This window comes from Aeromonas sp. 2MA4, assembly GCF_029237305.1.
In the GTDB taxonomy this organism is placed as follows: domain Bacteria; phylum Pseudomonadota; class Gammaproteobacteria; order Enterobacterales; family Aeromonadaceae; genus Aeromonas; species Aeromonas salmonicida.
This window is the reverse complement of sequence record NZ_JAACFY010000022.1, coordinates 60,952-77,279: the sequence shown is the minus strand read 5'-3', so window position 1 is coordinate 77,279 and position 16,328 is coordinate 60,952. Positions and strand designations below refer to the sequence as shown.

17 protein-coding genes are annotated in these 16,328 nt (G+C 59.0%); 14 read left to right on the top strand and 3 right to left on the bottom strand.

Going from position 1 to position 16,328, the window contains the following annotated elements:
• The first annotated feature begins 201 nt into the window (after window positions 1-201).
• The 14 genes from GWQ31_RS18995 to GWQ31_RS18930 all read left to right on the top strand — a co-directional run bounded on the left by GWQ31_RS18995 (window position 202) and on the right by GWQ31_RS18930 (window position 13,209).
• On the top strand, window positions 202-630 hold the full coding sequence (locus GWQ31_RS18995; RefSeq protein WP_275910014.1) for a hypothetical protein: 429 nt from the start codon (window positions 202-204) through the stop codon (window positions 628-630).
• A 66-nt stretch (window positions 631-696) separates the two neighbouring features.
• On the top strand, window positions 697-1,029 hold the full coding sequence (locus GWQ31_RS18990) for an NIPSNAP family protein (RefSeq protein WP_275910013.1): 333 nt from the start codon (window positions 697-699) through the stop codon (window positions 1,027-1,029).
• 133 nt (window positions 1,030-1,162) lie between these two features.
• Window positions 1,163-1,612, top strand: coding sequence for a transcriptional regulator NrdR (nrdR, locus tag GWQ31_RS18985; RefSeq protein WP_005317604.1), 450 nt, complete (start codon window positions 1,163-1,165; stop codon window positions 1,610-1,612).
• 74 nt (window positions 1,613-1,686) lie between these two features.
• On the top strand, window positions 1,687-2,796 hold the full coding sequence (gene ribD / locus GWQ31_RS18980) for a bifunctional diaminohydroxyphosphoribosylaminopyrimidine deaminase/5-amino-6-(5-phosphoribosylamino)uracil reductase RibD (RefSeq protein WP_059111409.1): 1,110 nt from the start codon (window positions 1,687-1,689) through the stop codon (window positions 2,794-2,796).
• 55 nt (window positions 2,797-2,851) lie between these two features.
• Window positions 2,852-3,505: a riboflavin synthase gene (locus GWQ31_RS18975; protein ID WP_059111410.1), complete on the top strand. Its 654-nt coding sequence runs from the start codon at window positions 2,852-2,854 to the stop codon at window positions 3,503-3,505.
• A 143-nt stretch (window positions 3,506-3,648) separates the two neighbouring features.
• The gene (gene ribBA / locus GWQ31_RS18970; protein ID WP_058393749.1) at window positions 3,649-4,758 is read left to right on the top strand and encodes a bifunctional 3,4-dihydroxy-2-butanone-4-phosphate synthase/GTP cyclohydrolase II; all 1,110 of its coding nucleotides are present in this window, start codon (window positions 3,649-3,651) and stop codon (window positions 4,756-4,758) included.
• A 131-nt stretch (window positions 4,759-4,889) separates the two neighbouring features.
• Window positions 4,890-5,360: a 6,7-dimethyl-8-ribityllumazine synthase gene (gene ribE / locus GWQ31_RS18965; RefSeq protein ID WP_005317595.1), complete on the top strand. Its 471-nt coding sequence runs from the start codon at window positions 4,890-4,892 to the stop codon at window positions 5,358-5,360.
• A 14-nt stretch (window positions 5,361-5,374) separates the two neighbouring features.
• Entirely contained in the window at window positions 5,375-5,788 is a 414-nt protein-coding gene (gene nusB, locus GWQ31_RS18960; RefSeq protein ID WP_005317593.1) for a transcription antitermination factor NusB, read from the top strand.
• Between the two features lie 101 nt (window positions 5,789-5,889).
• The gene (thiL, locus tag GWQ31_RS18955; protein WP_125598235.1) at window positions 5,890-6,849 is read left to right on the top strand and encodes a thiamine-phosphate kinase; all 960 of its coding nucleotides are present in this window, start codon (window positions 5,890-5,892) and stop codon (window positions 6,847-6,849) included.
• A complete protein-coding gene (locus GWQ31_RS18950; protein ID WP_005317590.1) occupies window positions 6,846-7,340 on the top strand; it encodes a phosphatidylglycerophosphatase A in 495 nt (164 codons plus the stop codon). Before thiL ends, GWQ31_RS18950 begins: the two co-directional genes overlap by 4 nt.
• Window positions 7,341-7,850: 510 nt before the next feature.
• Window positions 7,851-9,575 (top strand): ABC transporter ATP-binding protein, encoded by a 1,725-nt coding sequence (locus GWQ31_RS18945; protein ID WP_265451911.1) that lies wholly within the window; start codon window positions 7,851-7,853, stop codon window positions 9,573-9,575.
• Between the two features lie 59 nt (window positions 9,576-9,634).
• Window positions 9,635-11,191, top strand: a complete 1,557-nt coding sequence (locus GWQ31_RS18940; protein WP_265463010.1) for an ABC transporter substrate-binding protein — start codon at window positions 9,635-9,637, stop codon at window positions 11,189-11,191.
• Window positions 11,192-11,288: 97 nt separating this feature from the next.
• Window positions 11,289-12,263 (top strand): ABC transporter permease, encoded by a 975-nt coding sequence (locus GWQ31_RS18935; RefSeq protein WP_005317584.1) that lies wholly within the window; start codon window positions 11,289-11,291, stop codon window positions 12,261-12,263.
• 4 nt (window positions 12,264-12,267) lie between these two features.
• A complete protein-coding gene (locus GWQ31_RS18930; RefSeq protein ID WP_275910012.1) occupies window positions 12,268-13,209 on the top strand; it encodes an ABC transporter permease in 942 nt (313 codons plus the stop codon).
• 73 nt (window positions 13,210-13,282) lie between these two features.
• Here GWQ31_RS18930 and dxs read toward each other — a convergent pair whose 3' ends face one another.
• Genes dxs through xseB form a run of 3 tightly spaced genes read right to left on the bottom strand, consistent with a single transcriptional unit; the run spans window position 13,283 to window position 16,312 of the window.
• Entirely contained in the window at window positions 13,283-15,148 is a 1,866-nt protein-coding gene (dxs, locus tag GWQ31_RS18925; RefSeq protein WP_275910011.1) for a 1-deoxy-D-xylulose-5-phosphate synthase, read from the bottom strand.
• Between the two features lie 21 nt (window positions 15,149-15,169).
• A complete protein-coding gene (gene ispA, locus GWQ31_RS18920; protein WP_265420919.1) occupies window positions 15,170-16,060 on the bottom strand; it encodes a (2E,6E)-farnesyl diphosphate synthase in 891 nt (296 codons plus the stop codon).
• Window positions 16,061-16,312, bottom strand: a complete 252-nt coding sequence (gene xseB / locus GWQ31_RS18915) for an exodeoxyribonuclease VII small subunit (RefSeq protein ID WP_005317577.1) — start codon at window positions 16,310-16,312, stop codon at window positions 16,061-16,063.
• Window positions 16,313-16,328 lie beyond the last annotated feature (16 nt).

The window sequence follows — 16,328 nt, the reverse complement described above, 5'->3', positions numbered from 1 at the left end:
ACCAAGAGAACGGGGCGAGCCTCGATAGCGGTGTTATGGGAGGGCTGGTTTAGGTTACAGACCCTCCTTGAAGGCTATGAACTGGCACTGTCTCTTGAGCATCAACAGATGTGATCAAGAGACAGCCTGCGGGTGGCATTGTTTTTTCTGTTTCGGCCCCGCCATGGGCGCCGAGCTTGTGCAGCAGACATAGGAGGCATAATGCCAGCCCAGCCCGGTATCACAGATTGCGATCTGATCGAGCCCATCCGTGCCCAGTACCATTTTCGCGATAGCCCTGAGGGGCTGCTGGCATGGGATGTTCGGCGTCTGGTGCGGTTGAGCCAAGGCTTGCCGGTGCAAGCTGTGCCATTGGTACAGATTGCCGAGCTGGATACCGATCACTGGTACGGACACGGCGTGGCCAGACCCACGGTGCGCAGCATAGCCGAGCATTGTCAGTTGATTGCCAGTGCTTCCCTTGCCTATCCCATCATTCTGGATAGTGCAGGTCGGGTCATGGATGGCATGCACAGGGTGTGCAAGGCATTGATAGAGGGGCACACTCACATTGATGCGGTGCAGTTTGCGCAAGATCCGGCACCCGACCATGCAGGTTGTGACCCCGCCGACTTGCCCTATGACGACTGAGTTTCTGGTTGAGTGAATGGTTAAATATCGCCTTGCTGGCGGTATTTTTTAGCTGGAGAAAGTGCGATGAAGAGAGTGCTGGAAATCCGCAGTTATCGGCTCAAGGCGGGGAGCCGCGCCGAGTTTCATGCGCTGGTGACCGAGCAGAGCATGCCACTGCACCGTAAATGGGGGATGGACGTGGTGAGCCACGGCCCCTCCCTGCATGATCCGGATGTCTATTTTCTGATGCGGGCATACGATGATCTTGCGCATCTGAACGCTTCCCAGGCGGCATTCTATGCAACGGATGCCTGGCGAGAAGGCCCGAGAGACGCCATTGTTGCGCTGATCGAAGCGGATGCAAATACCGTCATCTGCTTGCCTGCAACGGCCATAGACGGACTTCGCACCCTCTGAAGTGTTTAAGGAATATAGACGGTGACATATTGTTTTTCTGGGCTTTTACCGGTTTTGGATGGCCGTGCTACACTGGCCCGCCAAGATCCTGCCCCTGTGGTCAGGTGCCCTGTTTGTTAACGCCGGAGGTCCGATGCATTGCCCTTTCTGTAGTGCGGTTGATACCAAGGTGATCGATTCCCGTCTGGTGGCAGAAGGCCATCAGGTACGCCGCCGTCGTGAGTGCCTGCTCTGTCACGAGCGCTTCACCACCTTCGAGATGGCCGAGCTGGTGATGCCCCGTGTCATCAAGTCCAACGGTTCCCGCGAGCCCTTCAATGAAGAGAAGCTGCGTGGTGGCATCCTGCGGGCGCTGGAGAAGCGACCCGTGAGCATGGAGGCCATCGAAAAGGGGGTCAACCATATCAAGTCCTGCCTGCGAGCCACCGGTGAGCGCGAAGTCGCCTCCCAGCTGGTGGGCAATCTGGTGATGGATGAGCTCAAGAGCCTGGACAAGGTCGCCTATATCCGTTTTGCCTCCGTCTATCGCAGCTTCGAGGACATCCGCGAGTTCGGCGAAGAGATCGCCAAGCTGGAAAAATAAGCTTCCCAATGTCCGGTTACGCTGCGCCAATCGAACCTGCAACGCCCATTTTCTCGCTTTGAACGGGAGCCCAGATGTTTAGTCAAGATGATTACCAATGGATGAATCGGGCCCTTGAACTGGCCCGCCGCGGCCGCTATACCACGGCCCCCAATCCCTGTGTCGGCGCCGTGCTGGTGAAAGCCGGCGTTGTGGTCGGCGAGGGATGGCACAAACGAGCCGGAGAACCCCATGCAGAGATCTATGCCCTGCATGAGGCCGGTGACGAAGCCCGTGGTGCGACCGCTTATGTGACCCTGGAGCCCTGCTCCCATCATGGCCGTACCCCCCCTTGCGCCGAGGCGCTGATCAAAGCCGGGGTGACCCGGGTGGTGGCGGCCATGGTCGACCCCAACCCCGAGGTGGGCGGGCGTGGTCTGCGGATGTTGTCGGAAGCGGGCATCAAGACCGATTTTGGCTTGCTGTCGAGTGAAGCCGAGGCGCTCAATCCGGGCTTCTTCAAGCGGATGCGTACCGCTTTCCCGCTGGTGACCGTCAAACTCGGTGCCAGCCTCGATGGCCGCACCGCCATGGCAAGCGGCGAGAGTCAGTGGATAACGGGCCCCCTGGCCCGTGCCGATGTGCAGCGGCTGCGCGCCGGTCACGACGCCGTGCTCTCCAGCGCCGAAACCGTGCTGGCCGATGGCGCGTCGCTGACGGTGCGTTGGGACGAGCTGCCCCCCTCGGTCAAGGCCAGCTATCCCAAAGAGACCCTGCGCCAGCCTCTGCGGGTCATCGTCGATTCCCAGAACCGGCTGACCCCGGACTTGCCCCTGTTCCAGAGCACAGGCCCTGTCTTGCTGGCCCGTCACAAGGCGGCTGGCGACTGGCCTGAATGGGTGCAGCAACTGGAGCTGCCCCTGCTGGATGGCAAGCTGGATCTGGTCAGCCTCTTTATGCTGCTGGCCAAGCGGAACATCAATTCCGTGCTGGTAGAAGCCGGGCCCAGGCTTTGCGGTGCCCTGCTGGACAAGGGGCTGGTGGATGAGCTGGTGCTTTATCAGGCGCCTAAACTGATGGGGGATGAGGGGCGTGGCCTGTTCCATCTGCCAGCGCTCACCCGTCTTTTCCAGGCGCCCAAGCTCTGCATCAAGGATGTGCGGATGGTGGGACAGGATATCCGCATCACCGCCAGGATAGCCTGATTTTCCAATCGTTATCGGGGGCCGAACCGGCCCCGTCATCATCAAGGTGATCTGCATGTTTACCGGAATTATCGAAGCGGTGGGAACCCTTGCCGCGCTGCGCCGCCAAGGCGAGGACATGGCCCTCACAGTTCACGCGCCGACGCTGGATTTTGGCGACGTCAAGCTGGGCGACTCCATTGCCACCAACGGCGTCTGCCTGACCGTGATTGGTCTTGGCGACAAGAGTTACACCGCCGATGTGTCGCTGGAAACCCTGTCTCGTACCGGTTTCGCTGCGGCCAAAGTCGGCGATCCCGTCAATCTGGAGAAGGCCCTGATGCCGACCTCCCGGCTTGGCGGCCATCTGGTCTCCGGTCATGTGGACGGGGTGGGTGAGGTGAAGAGCAAGTCCAGCAGCGGCCGCGCCATCGAATACTGGATCAAGGCACCGGGCGAGCTCTCTCGCTACATCGCCGAGAAGGGGTCGATCGCGGTAGACGGCATCAGCCTGACGGTCAATGCCGTGCAGGGGGACTTGTTTCGCCTCACCATAGTGCCGCACACCGCCCAGGAGACCACCATAGCCCGCTGGAAACCGGGTCATCACGTGAATCTCGAGGTGGATCAGATAGCCCGTTATCTGGAGCGGCTGATGCAAGGCAAGGCGCAGGACGCTGCTACCTCCAGCCTGACCCTGGAGAAACTGGCCCAGTCCGGTTTTCTGTAAGTGGCGAAACAGCTGACCAAAACGATTTTCTGTGATCCCGCTCTGATTGAAATGGGGCCCAGAGCCCCCATCTAGAGCAACATAACTCTGTATCAAAGTGAGCCTCCGGGCTCAATCCCCGAAGCAAGTTGATGGAGTAGCCCATGGCGCTGAGCACAACCCAGGAAATCATTGCCGATATCAAGGCTGGCAAGATGGTGATCCTGATGGATGACGAAGACAGGGAGAACGAAGGGGACCTCATCATGGCCGCCTCCTGTGTCCGCCCGGAGGATATCAACTTCATGGCCCGTTACGGCCGTGGCCTCATCTGCCTGACCCTGACCCGGGATCGCTGCAAGCAGCTGGCGTTGCCGCTGATGGTTGATCGCAACAATGCCCAGTTCTCCACTGCCTTCACCGTGACCATAGAAGCGGCCGAGGGGGTGACCACAGGTATTTCAGCGGCGGATCGCGCCGTCACAGTACAGGCTGCCGTAGCGCCCGATGCCAAGGCCGCCGACCTGGTGCAGCCGGGCCACATATTCCCGCTGATGGCCCAGGATGGTGGCGTGCTGACCCGCGCTGGCCACACCGAAGCGGGCTGCGACCTGGCCCGTCTTGCCGGTTACGAGGCCGCTTCCGTCATCGTCGAGATCCTCAACGAGGATGGCTCCATGGCCCGTCGTCCGGATCTGGAAGTGTTCGCCGAGCAGCACGGCATCAAGCTCGGCACCATCGCCGACCTCATCGAGTACCGCAACCAGCACGAGACCACGGTGGAGAAAGTGGCCGAGTGCAAACTGCCTACCGAATATGGGGAGTTCGACCTCATTACTTTCCGCGACACCATCGACAATCAGGTTCACTTCGCCCTGAAAAAGGGTGAGATACAGGCTGACCAGCCCACTCTGGTGCGGGTACACCTGCACGATGTGCTGAGCGATCTGCTGTTGACCGACCGCCATGCCGCCCGCAGCTGGCCCTTGCCCAAATCCATGGCCCGCATCGCCCAGGAAGGCGGCGTGCTGGTGATCCTGGGGGCCGAGGCCCACGGCGCCGAGTTGCTGGCGCGGGTCAAGGGCTTTGAGGCCGCCGACAAGGGGCTGCAACCGGAAGGAGCCAAGTGGCAGGGTACTTCGCGTCGGGTCGGTGTCGGCTCCCAGATCCTCAAGACCCTGGGGGTTGGCAAGATGCGGCTCTTGAGCTCGCCGAAGAAATACCACGCCCTCGGCGGTTTCGGCCTGGAAGTGGTGGAATACGTAGGCGAATAAGCACGTCGCCCGCATGACATTGCGATCATGGCCGCCCGTTGCGGCCATGGTTTTTGTCGTGGGTCTGTTGTGCTAGAATATGCGCACTTTTGACTCCGGCCCCTTTTGATTGCACAGATACAGGATTTCCAATGAAGGTTATCGAAGGAAATATCGCCGCTCCTGAGGCGCGCGTTGCTATTGTCGTTGCCCGTTTCAACAGCTTCATCAACGAAAGCCTGGTGGACGGTGCTGTGGACGTACTGAAGCGTCAAGGCCAAGTCCAGGACAGCAATCTCACCCTGGTACGCGTGCCGGGCGCCGTCGAAATTCCCTTGGCTATCAAGAAGCTGGCCAAGAGTGGTCAATACGACGCCATAGTCGCGCTGGGCACCGTCATCCGTGGCGGCACCTATCACTTCGAGCTGGTGGCAAGCGAGAGCAGCAAGGGCATGGCCCAGGTAATGATGGAATATGAAATTCCGGTTGCCTTCGGCGTGCTGACCACAGAAAACATTGAACAAGCCATCGAGCGAGCCGGTACCAAGGCGGGTAACAAGGGTGCAGAGGCTGCACTGAGCGCGCTCGAAATGATCAACGTCCTGAAACAGCTGGACGTGTAACGAGGAGAAGTACATTGAAACCGTCCGAGCGCCGTAAAGCCCGCCATTGCGCCACCCAGGCCATCTACCAGTGGCAGATGACCAGGGCCAACGTGGGCGACATCGAAGAGCAGTTCAAGATCGATCAGGACACCAAGGGTGTGGACCTGAACTATTTCCGCGATCTGCTGTTCGGGGTAGCCCTCCACTGCAACGAGCTGGACAAGGTGTTTGCACCTTTCCTCTCCCGTCCGCTGGAAGAAGTGGACATGGTGGACAAGGCGATCCTGCGTCTGGCGACCTATGAGCTGACCCGTCGCGATGATGTGCCGCCCCGTGTGGTGATCAACGAAGCGATCGAGCTGGCCAAGGCCTTTGCTGCCGATGACAGCCACAAGTTTGTCAACGGTGTACTGGACAAGGTGATCAAGACGCTGAACAAGCGTTGATCCTGATGTCCATCAGCATCACGAGCGTGTTTACGGCTTCGCAGCAAGATCGTGAACCGCTTTGAAGAGAGGAGCCAGCCTAACCGCTGGCTTTTTATTGCATGGGTGAATTTGAGCTGATTGATAAGTACTTCAAGATCCCCCACGCCCGCAAGGACGTGGTGATGGGCCCTGGAGATGATTGCGCCCTGCTGACCCTGCCAGCGGATACCCAGCTGGCGGTGAGCACAGACACCTTGGTGAGCGGCGTCCATTTCTTTCCAGACATGGATCCGGTGGATCTTGGCTACAAGGCGCTGGCGGTCAATTTGTCCGATCTCGCCGCCATGGGGGCCGAGCCGCGCTGGGTCTCCCTGGCGCTGACCCTGCCCGCCATCAATGAGAGCTGGGTCGCAGGTTTTGCCGAAGGCTTTCTGGAGTTGGCCGAATACTACAATGTGGCGCTGGTGGGCGGTGACATGACCCGCGGGCCGCTTTCCATCACAGTCTCGGTGAAGGGATCCGTTCCCGCAGGCCGAGCCCTGATGCGCAGCGGCGCCAAGGCCGGTGATGGCATCTATGTGACTGGTACCCTGGGGGATGCCGCCCTGGCGCTCTCCCATCTGCTTGGCAAGCGCACCCTCAACGAGAACCAGCTGGCCGCCGTGCTGCCCAGGCTCGATCATCCCCATCCCCGTATTCTGGCCGGCCAGGCCCTGCGCGGGCTGGCGGGCAGTGCGCTGGATCTTTCAGATGGGCTTTCCTCGGATCTCGGTCACATCCTCAAGGCCTCCGGGGTGCGGGCCCAGATTGACCTTGGTCTGCTGCCCCTCTCGCCCGTGCTGCAGGATGCGGTCTCGGAGCTGGATGCCTGGCAGCTGGCGCTTGCCGGGGGCGATGACTACGAGCTCTGCTTCACCGTGCCCGAGGAGTATCGCGGCGCGCTGGACACGGCACTCGCCAACTGTGGCGTCAAGTTCACCCGGATCGGCCGCATCTTGGCCGGTGAGCCGGGTATCGACTATGTCCGCGGCGAGCAAACGGTCGAGCTGCAATTGAAAGGCTGGGATCACTTCGCATGACCTTGTTTATGATAAAGCCCGAGCTGAAAAGGCTGAACCTGAAGAACCCGCTCCATTTTCTGGCGGTGGGGTTTGGCTCAGGTCTCTCTCCCAAGGCACCTGGTACCATGGGGACGCTGGCCGCCATACCGCTGTACCTGCTGGTGAGCGGGCTTTCCACTCCCTGGTTCATTGCCCTGCTGGTGGTGGGATTCGTGGCGGGTATTCGCATCTGCCAGAGTGCCACCGACGCCATCGGTATGCCGGATCACGGCGCCATCGTCTGGGATGAGGTGATCGGCTTTGGCGTGACCATGATAGCGGCGCCAGCCGGCTGGACCTGGGTGCTGGCCGGCTTTGTGCTGTTCCGGTTGTTCGATGTGTTCAAGCCCTGGCCCATCTCCTGGTTTGATCGCCGCATTCACGGCGGACTCGGCATCATGCTGGACGATCTCATCGCCGGTTTGTTCGCCCTGCTTTGTATGCAATTATTGGCATATTGGCTGGGTTGAATTACCCGGCCAGGGGGATGGCTACGCTGGCATCCCCCTATATACCACTGTTTAATTTTCATTCGCCGGCATATGCTGCCGTTTAAAAATCATTTCACATAAATATTCACTACTCATTCGAAGCTTAATGCTATTGTGCTGATAGTGAATATTCCCGTCTGTTGCGCCTTTGTTGAAAGTAAAAGCACTAAAAATGATTGGTGGTGGTCATATAGTCTGCTTAGGTGACATAAGTCATCATTTATGACTATTGAAATGACCACTGACTAGGCAAAGTATTGCGAAATTGTATAACCCGATCATTTACACTCGCGGTTAAACCGTCTAAGTTACTCGCGGGTTATTCCAAAAAAATGCAAAAAACCCGCCCGGATCGCTGGTTTAACTGCCTCATGGATTGAGCGTTTCTTACTCAGAACAAGCACTCAAGATAAGTACCAAGGCAAACCGGCATCTGCGGCTGATTTACGGACGAATTATTTGGGACGGATGTCCCCCGCAGAGGTAAACATGTCCTTGCTCGAAGTGAAAAACTTGCGGATCGAGTACCCCTCCCGCTATGGGGTGCTGGCCGCGGTCAAAGATCTCTCTTTGTGTGTCGAAAAAGGGGAGATCGTCGGTGTGGTAGGCGAATCTGGCGCCGGAAAATCCACCATAGGCAACGCCGTCATCGACCTGCTGAGCCCACCGGGTCGCATAGCCCGTGGCGACATCTATCTCAACGGCGAACTCATCTCCGGCAAGAGCCAGAACGAGATGCGAGCCATCCGTGGTTCCCGCATCGGTTTCATCTTTCAAGATCCCATGACCTCCCTCAACCCCTTGTTCACCGTTGAACAGCAGTTGGTGGAAACCATTCTGGCCAATACTGATCTCTCTCGCGATGCGGCTTTTGCCAAGGCCCTCGAGCTGATGGGGGCTGTGGGGATCCCGCAGCCCGAGCTGCGCATCAAGCAGTATCCGCACCAGTTCTCAGGTGGCATGCGTCAGCGGGTCGTTATCGCCATCGCCCTGAGTGGCGATCCCGAGCTCATCATTGCCGATGAGCCGACCACGGCCCTCGACGTCTCCATTCAGGATCAGATCCTCCAGCTCATCCGCAACCTCTGCAAAGAGCGCCAGGTGGGCTGCATGCTGGTGACCCACGACATGGGCGTTGTCTCCAACGTCACCGACAAGGTGGCGGTCATGTATCGCGGCGATCTGGTGGAGTTCGGTACCACTGAACAGGTGCTGGGCCGCCCCAATCACCCTTATACCCGCAGCCTCATCTCGGCTGTGCCCCGCTCTGACGTCAAGCTGGTGCGCTTCCCGCTGGTCTCCTATATCGAGGATGCCAGTGCGCCTGATACCAATATCGATCTCAAGACTCACTGGCTCGGTCAGAGTCAGGACGAGCGCACTTACGAAGGGGCCCTGCTGCGGGTGGAGAACGTGGACCTGAGGTTTGTCACCAAGGATTCGATCTTCCCTAGCCGCCGCCAGTACGTGCGGGCTTGCAACAACATCAGCTTCGAGATCTTCGAAGGGGAGACCTTCGGTCTGGTGGGGGAGTCGGGCTCCGGCAAATCCACCATAGCCCGTGCCATTACAGGGCTTTATCCGCCCGATACCGGCAAGATCTTCTTCGAGGGGATCGATCTCACCGCGCTCAAGAGCGAGCGTGAGCGTCGCCCCCTGCGCCGCCAGATGCAGATGGTATTCCAGAACCCTTACTCCTCGATGAACCCGCGCATGAAGGTGCGTGACATCATCGCCGAGCCCATCCGTTTCCATAAGCTGGCGGGCAGCGAGAGCCAGATCGAGGGGATAGTCAACGACCTGCTCGATCACGTCGGACTCGGCCGTGGTGCTGGGGTCAAGTATCCCCACGAGTTCTCCGGCGGTCAGCGTCAGCGCATCTCCATCGCCAGAGCACTGGCGACCCGGCCGCGCTTCCTCATCTGTGACGAGCCCACCTCGGCGCTGGATGTGTCGGTACAGGCCCAGATCCTCAACTTGCTCAAGGATCTGCAGCAGGAGCTTGGGCTCACCATGTTGTTCATCAGCCACGATCTGCCGGTTATCCGCCAGATGTGCGATCGCATCGGTGTGATGCAGCACGGTCATCTGGTGGAAGTGGCCGAGACCGAGAAATTGTTTACCAATGCCGAGCATGAGTACAGCCGCAAGCTGATTTCCCTCATGCCGGAATTCAAGGGAATGTCCCGTGAGGGGCTGGAAATCGCAAGCTAGGAAAGCACCGGCTCGCCGGTTTGTCTGTCAATAAGAAAGCCAAAAGCATGGAGAAAGACATGAAGAAAGGATTATCCAAGATCGCCATGGCGCTGTTCGCCGCCGGCCTCGCCTTTAACGTTTCTGCCGCCGACATCAAGGTCGCCGTAGCCTCTGATCCGACCTCGCTGGATCCCCAGGAGCAGCTCTCCGGTCAGACCCTGGAGATGTCCCACCTGGTGTTCGATCCCCTGATGCGCTGGACTCAGGATCTGCAGTTCGAGCCACGCCTGGCCGAGAAGTTTGAGCGTATCGACGACAAGACAGTCCGCTTCCATCTGCGCAAGGGCGTCAAGTTCCACTCCGGCAACGACTTCACAGCCGATGACGTGGTGTGGAGCGTCAAGCGTTTGAAAGACTCGGTGGACTTCAAGGCCATCTTCGACCCCATCGCCGACATCAAGAAGGTGGATGATTTCACCGTTGATATCATCACCGACAAGCCCTATCCCCTGGTGTTGCAGACCGTCACCTATATCTTCCCGATGGACTCCAAGTTCTATACCGGCAAGACAGAAGCAGGCAAAGACAAGGCCGAGATCGTCAAGAACGGTGACTCTTATGCGTCCACCAATGTCTCGGGTACAGGTCCGTTCAGCGTCAAGTTCCGCGAGCAGGGCGTCAAGCTGGAGTACACCCGCAACGCCAACTACTGGGACAAGAGCTCCAAGGGCAACGTCGACAACCTGACCCTGGTGCCGATCAAGGAAGATGCGACCCGTGTTGCCGCCCTGCTGGGCGGGGACGTGGATGTCATCTACCCGGTTGCCCCGAACGATCTGGAACGGGTCAAGAATGGCAAGGACACCCAGCTGGTGACTCTGTCCGGTACTCGCGCCATCATCATAGAGCTGAACCAGAGCACCAACCCGGCGCTCAAAGACAAGCGCGTACGTCAGGCGATCAACTACGCCATCAACCAGGTGGGCATCGTCGACAAGATCAACAAGGGTTTTGGTACTCCCGCTGGTCAGCTGAGCCCGAAAGGCTATGCCGGTCATAACGAGGCGCTCAAGCCCCAGTATGATCTGACCAAGGCCAAGGCGCTGATGAAGGAAGCGGGCTACGAGCAGGGCTTCAAGATGAGCTTCATCTCCCCGGCCGCCCGTTACGTCAACGACGTCAAGATTGCCCAGGCGGTCTCCGCCATGCTGGCCAAGATCAACATCAAGGTGGATCTGAAGACCATGCCGGTGGCGCAATACTGGCCCGAGTTTGACAAGTGCGCCGCAGACATGCAGTTGATCGGCTGGCACTCGGATACCGAAGATACGGCCAACTTCTTCGAGTTCCTGACCTTCACCAAGAATGCCGAAACCGGCATGGGTCAGTACAACTGCGCCGGCTATGCCAACGCAGAAGCTGACAAGATGGTGATGGATGCCAACGCCGAGACAGATCCGGCCAAGCGTGCTGCCATGCTGCAAAAGGTGGAAGCCATGCTGATCGATGATGCTGCCTATGTGCCGCTCCATTGGGAAAATCTGGCGTATGGCGCCAAGAAAAACGCCGACATCAAGCCCATCGTCAACGTAATGAACTTCCCTTACTTCGGCGATCTGGTGGTCGGCAAGTAAGCGAGTCGCAAGGAAGGACTGAGCGGGGGAAGCCTGTGGCAACCCCCGCCATTAACAGAAGCCTGTGCCAAGACACAGGCCACGTAGAAGGACAAGCATGTTTACATTCCTGCTGAAACGGTTCTATCAGGCCGTGATAGTGATGTTCGTCATCAGCCTGGTTGCCTTCTCCATCCAGGACAACCTGGGGGATCCGTTGCGCGAGCTGGTGGGACAATCAGTCTCCGAAGCCCAGCGTCACGAATTGCGCGAGAAGATGGGCCTTAACGATCCTTTCCTCATCAAATACAGCCGCTTCTTGAAAAATGCGGTGCATGGGGATCTGGGTACCTCCTATTTCTTCAAGCGACCGGCCCTCGAGGTGATCCTCGACAAGCTGGTAGCGACCCTTGAGCTGGTGTTCGGCGCCGCCGTGATCATAGTAGTGGTCTCCATTCCGCTTGGGGTCTACTCCGCGATCCGCCCGCGCAGCATCCTGACCAAGATCATCATGGCCGTGAGCAGCATAGGCATCTCCATTCCTGTGTTCCTGACCGCCATCATGTTGATGTACCTCTTCTCCATCCAGCTTGGCTGGCTGCCGGCCTATGGCCGTGGCGAGACCGCCAATGTGCTGGGCTGGGAGTCGGGTTTCTTCACCTGGGACGGTATCCTGCACCTGATACTGCCGGCCGTGTCCCTCTCCTCCATCATGCTGCCGCTGTTTATCCGGCTGGTACGCTCCGAGATGCTGGAGCAGCTCTCCTCCGAGTACGTGAAGTTTGCCCGTGCCAAGGGGCTGGACAACAACAAGGTCTACTACCAGCACGCTCTGAAAAACACCATGCTGCCGGTGATTACCGTCGGTGGCGTGCAGATCGGCACCATGGTGGCCTACACCATTCTGACCGAGAGCGTGTTCCAGTGGCCGGGAACCGGTTTCCTGTTCCTTGAGGCGATCCACAGAGTGGATACGCCGCTCATCACCGCCTACGTCATCTTCGTGGGACTTATCTTCGTGGTGACCAATACCCTGGTCGACCTGCTCTACGGGTTCATCAACCCGACCGTCAACCTGACCGCCAAGGGGTAAGCGTATGAGTAACGCTGTGACTGTGAGCCCAAGCCGTTGGGCTCGATTCAAGAACTCTGATTTGGTCTACTACTTCCTGCGGGACAAGGTAGCCATGTTCAGCTTTGCGGTGTTCGTGGTGTTCGTGTTGGCGGCGCTGCTGGCGCCCTGGCTGGCACCGCACAACGTCTATGACCAGACCAGTTTTGATCTGATGGATGCGGAGCTGCCACCCTCCTGGCTGGATGGTGGCGAAGAGCGCTTTTGGCTTGGTACCGACAATCAGGGGCGTGATATCTGGAGCACCATCCTCTATGGTGCCCGCATCTCGCTCTCCATCGGCCTGTTCGCGGTGGGATTGCAACTGGTGCTCGGCATCGTCATTGGTCTGATCGCCGGTTACTTCGGTGGCCGCATCGACAATCTGCTGATGCGCTTTGCCGATGTGCAGCTGTCGTTCTCCACCATGATGGTGGCCATCATCATCTCCGCCATCTTCCAGGCAACCTTTGGCTCCGAGTTCTACTCCAAGTTTGCCATCCTGATGCTGGTGGTGATCATCGGCATTGCCGAGTGGCCCCAGTATGCCCGGACTGTGCGTGCCTCTGTGCTTGCCGAGAAGAAGAAGGAGTATGTGGAAGCGGCCAAGGTGATGGGGTTCCGTGCCCCGCGCATCATGTTCCGTCACATTTTGCCGAACTGCCTGTCGCCCATTCTGGTGATCTCCACCGTTCAGGTGGCCAACGCCATCATGAGCGAAGCGGCTCTCTCCTTCCTCGGATTGGGGATGCCGGTGGATCAACCTTCGCTGGGCTCGCTCATCAGTGTCGGCTTCAACTACATCTTCTCGGGCTCCTGGTGGATCACCGCCTTCCCCGGCATCTGTCTGGTGGTGCTGGTGCTGGTCATCAACCTGCTGGGTGACTGGCTGCGGGATGTGTTTAATCCCAAGATCTACAAGGGTTGACTCGGGTCAGAAGCGAAAACCCAAGAAGGGCGCCATCAGGCGCCCTTCTTTATTTGCTCGTCAACGAGCCTGTTCAGGTCAACAGCCAGGCCTCTATGCTGGCTTGAATGCCCGTGCTGTCGAGTCCCAGCAACGCATAGATCTCCTCCTGGGTGCCTTGCTCCACGAAGCGATCCGGCAGGCCCAGATTGAGCACCGGCTTGCACTGCTTTTTGCGCATCAGCAGCTCGTTCACCGCAGAGCCGGCGCCACCCATGATGGCGTTGTCCTCTATGGTCACGAACTGGTCGTGGCAGGCAGCAAGCGACAGCACCAGCGCCTCATCCATCGGCTTGACGAAGCGCATGTCCACCAGAGTGGCATCAAGCGCTTCGGCGGCAGCCCTGGCCTGCTGCAGCAGGGTGCCGAACGCCAGTATGGCGGTGCCTTTGCCCTCGCGAATGACACGGCCCTTGCCCAGTTCGAGCGCCTGCATCTCGGTCTGCACCTCGATACCTGTGCCACTGCCACGGGGGTAACGCACCGCAGCCGGCTGGTTGCACTGATAGCCGGTGTAGAGCATCTGGCGACACTCGTTCTCGTCGGACGGGGTCATGACAACCATGTTGGGCACGGTGCGCAGAAAGCTGATGTCGAATGCTCCCTGATGGGTCGGCCCATCGGCACCCACCAGACCAGCCCTGTCGATGGCAAACAGCACCGGCAATGCCTGCAGCGCCACATCATGGATCACCTGGTCATAGGCTCGTTGCAGGAAGCTCGAATAGATGGCAACCACAGGTTTCTTGTCGGCGATGGCAAGGCCGGCGGCGAAGGTGACCGCATGCTGTTCGGCGATGGCCACATCGAAGTAGCGATCCGGATACTGCTGGCTGAACTTGACCAGCCCCGAGCCCTCGCGCATGGCGGGGGTGATGCCGACCAGCTTCTCGTCTTTCGCCGCCATGTCGCACAGCCACTGGCCGAAGATGGCGGAGAAGCTTGGCTTGCCGCCACTCGCCTTGGGCAATGTGCATTCGTCCGGATCGAACTTGGGCACACCGTGATAACCGATGGGGTCTTTCTCTGCGGGCTCATAGCCCTTGCCCTTCTTGGTCTTGACGTGCAGCAGCTGCGGGCCCTTGAGATTGCGCATGTTGCGCAGGGTCTCGACCAGCGCCTCAATATCATGGCCGTCGATGGGGCCTATGTAGTTGAAGCCGAACTCCTCAAACAGGGTACCGGGTACTACCATGCCCTTGAGGTGCTCTTCGGCCCGTTTGGCCAGCTCCTTGACCGGCGGCAGCCCCGCCAGCACCTTCTTGCCGCCTTCGCGGATAGTGGTGTAGAGCTTGCCAGACATGATGCGGGCCAGATGGTTGTTCAGCGCCCCCACATTCTCGGAGATGGACATCTCGTTGTCGTTGAGCACCACCAACATGTCCTTATGGACATCGCCGGCGTGATTGAGCGCCTCGAATGCCATGCCGGCGGTGATGGCGCCGTCACCAATCACTGCCACCACCTTGCGACCCAGGCCCTCGCTCTCGGCGGCAACGGCCATGCCGAGCGCCGCACCTATGGAGGTGCTGGAGTGACCGACCGAGAGCACGTCATACTCGCTCTCGCCGCGCCAGGGGAAGGGGTGCAGGCCGTCTTTCTGACGAATGCTCTGCATCCGGTCCCGACGACCGGTCAGGATCTTGTGGGGATAGGCCTGATGACCCACGTCCCACACCAGGCGATCGAACGGGGTGTTGTAGACGTAGTGCAGCGCTACCGTCAGCTCGACGGTGCCGAGCCCGGAGGCGAGATGACCACTGGAGCGACTCACCGAACGCAGCAGATATTCACGCAGTTCGTTGCACAGCAGCGGCAGCCGTTCGTAGGGCAGGGATCGCAACTCGACCGGCGTATCCGCGAGGGCCAGGTTGGGGAAATTGCTTATATCAACGCTCATATTGTTACTGTTATCCAGCGTTTAGTGGGTTCGCTCAATGATGTAATCGGCAAACGCTTCCAGAATGTCGGTATTGTAGGGCAAAGATTGCAAGGCTGTTAAGGCTTTACCGTGCAGTTCGCGAGCCAGCTCACGGGCATTGTCGAGTCCGAGCAGGGCCGGATAGGTACTTTTTTCCTGTGCCAGATCAGAGCCTTGTGGCTTGCCCAGTGTCACTGTATCCCCTGTGATGTCGAGGATGTCATCCTGTACCTGGAAAGCGAGCCCTATGGCTGCCGCATAGGCTTGCAGTGCCGCCAGTGTGGTGTCGTCTACGTCGGCCTTGCACAGGGCTCCGAGGGCCACGGCGCATTCGATCAGGGCGCCAGTCTTGTGGCGATGCACCTGCTCCAGCTCGGGGAGGCTGATCTGGCGGCCTTCGGCCTGCAGATCCAGTGCCTGTCCGCCACACATGCCAAGGTAGCCGGAGGCGCGGGCCAAGGTGCTTAGCATACGTACCCGGTTGGCCAGAAGCCGGTCGGGCAGGGGATGATCTGCCAGAATGGAGAAGGCCAGGGTCTGCAAGGCATCACCGGCAAGGATGGCGGTGCCTTCATCAAATGCCTTGTGTACTGTCGGTTGACCACGACGCAAGTCATCGTTGTCCATGGCGGGCAGATCGTCGTGCAGCAGCGAGTAGGCATGGATGCACTCCACAGCCGCGGCAGGGCCGTCCAGCAGCTCGCGTTTGACGCCCAGCATTTCACCCACGGCATAGACTAAAAAAGGGCGCACCCGCTTGCCGCCTAGCAGCAGGCCGTAACTCATGGCATCGCGCAGACGCGGGGCCATGGCGGGCAAGGATTCAAGTTGTGCAGACAGACAGTCGTCAATACGTTGCCGATGCAGACGGGAAAAATCGTCCAGCGTCACTCATTCCTCTCCTTGCTCTGGCTGGAAGGGGACCGCTTGCTCAGTGCCATCGGCCTGAGTCAGCAGGATCTGGATCTTCTGTTCGGCCTGCTCCAGCTTCTGCTGCCCAGCCCGTACCAGATGGACACCCTGTTCGAATTGCTTGAGTGCCTCTTCCAGCGGTAAGGAACCTTGTTCCAGTTGATGAACTATGGTTTCCAGCTCTTCCAGAGTGGCATCAAAACTCAGGCGGTCGATTTTCTTACTGGCCATGTTCATCCTCGGGGAT

Coding starts and splice junctions, on each gene's coding strand:
- thiL (WP_125598235.1), top strand. CDS start 5,890: ATGGGTGAATTTGAGCTGATTGATAAGTACTTCAAGATCCCCCACGCC.
- GWQ31_RS18940 (WP_265463010.1), top strand. CDS start 9,635: ATGAAGAAAGGATTATCCAAGATCGCCATGGCGCTGTTCGCCGCCGGC.
- dxs (WP_275910011.1), bottom strand. CDS start 15,148: ATGAGCGTTGATATAAGCAATTTCCCCAACCTGGCCCTCGCGGATACG.
- xseB (WP_005317577.1), bottom strand. CDS start 16,312: ATGGCCAGTAAGAAAATCGACCGCCTGAGTTTTGATGCCACTCTGGAA.
- GWQ31_RS18975 (WP_059111410.1), top strand. CDS start 2,852: ATGTTTACCGGAATTATCGAAGCGGTGGGAACCCTTGCCGCGCTGCGC.
- GWQ31_RS18990 (WP_275910013.1), top strand. CDS start 697: ATGAAGAGAGTGCTGGAAATCCGCAGTTATCGGCTCAAGGCGGGGAGC.
- ribBA (WP_058393749.1), top strand. CDS start 3,649: ATGGCGCTGAGCACAACCCAGGAAATCATTGCCGATATCAAGGCTGGC.
- GWQ31_RS18935 (WP_005317584.1), top strand. CDS start 11,289: ATGTTTACATTCCTGCTGAAACGGTTCTATCAGGCCGTGATAGTGATG.
- ribE (WP_005317595.1), top strand. CDS start 4,890: ATGAAGGTTATCGAAGGAAATATCGCCGCTCCTGAGGCGCGCGTTGCT.
- GWQ31_RS18930 (WP_275910012.1), top strand. CDS start 12,268: ATGAGTAACGCTGTGACTGTGAGCCCAAGCCGTTGGGCTCGATTCAAG.
- GWQ31_RS18995 (WP_275910014.1), top strand. CDS start 202: ATGCCAGCCCAGCCCGGTATCACAGATTGCGATCTGATCGAGCCCATC.
- nrdR (WP_005317604.1), top strand. CDS start 1,163: ATGCATTGCCCTTTCTGTAGTGCGGTTGATACCAAGGTGATCGATTCC.
- GWQ31_RS18950 (WP_005317590.1), top strand. CDS start 6,846: ATGACCTTGTTTATGATAAAGCCCGAGCTGAAAAGGCTGAACCTGAAG.
- GWQ31_RS18945 (WP_265451911.1), top strand. CDS start 7,851: ATGTCCTTGCTCGAAGTGAAAAACTTGCGGATCGAGTACCCCTCCCGC.
- ribD (WP_059111409.1), top strand. CDS start 1,687: ATGTTTAGTCAAGATGATTACCAATGGATGAATCGGGCCCTTGAACTG.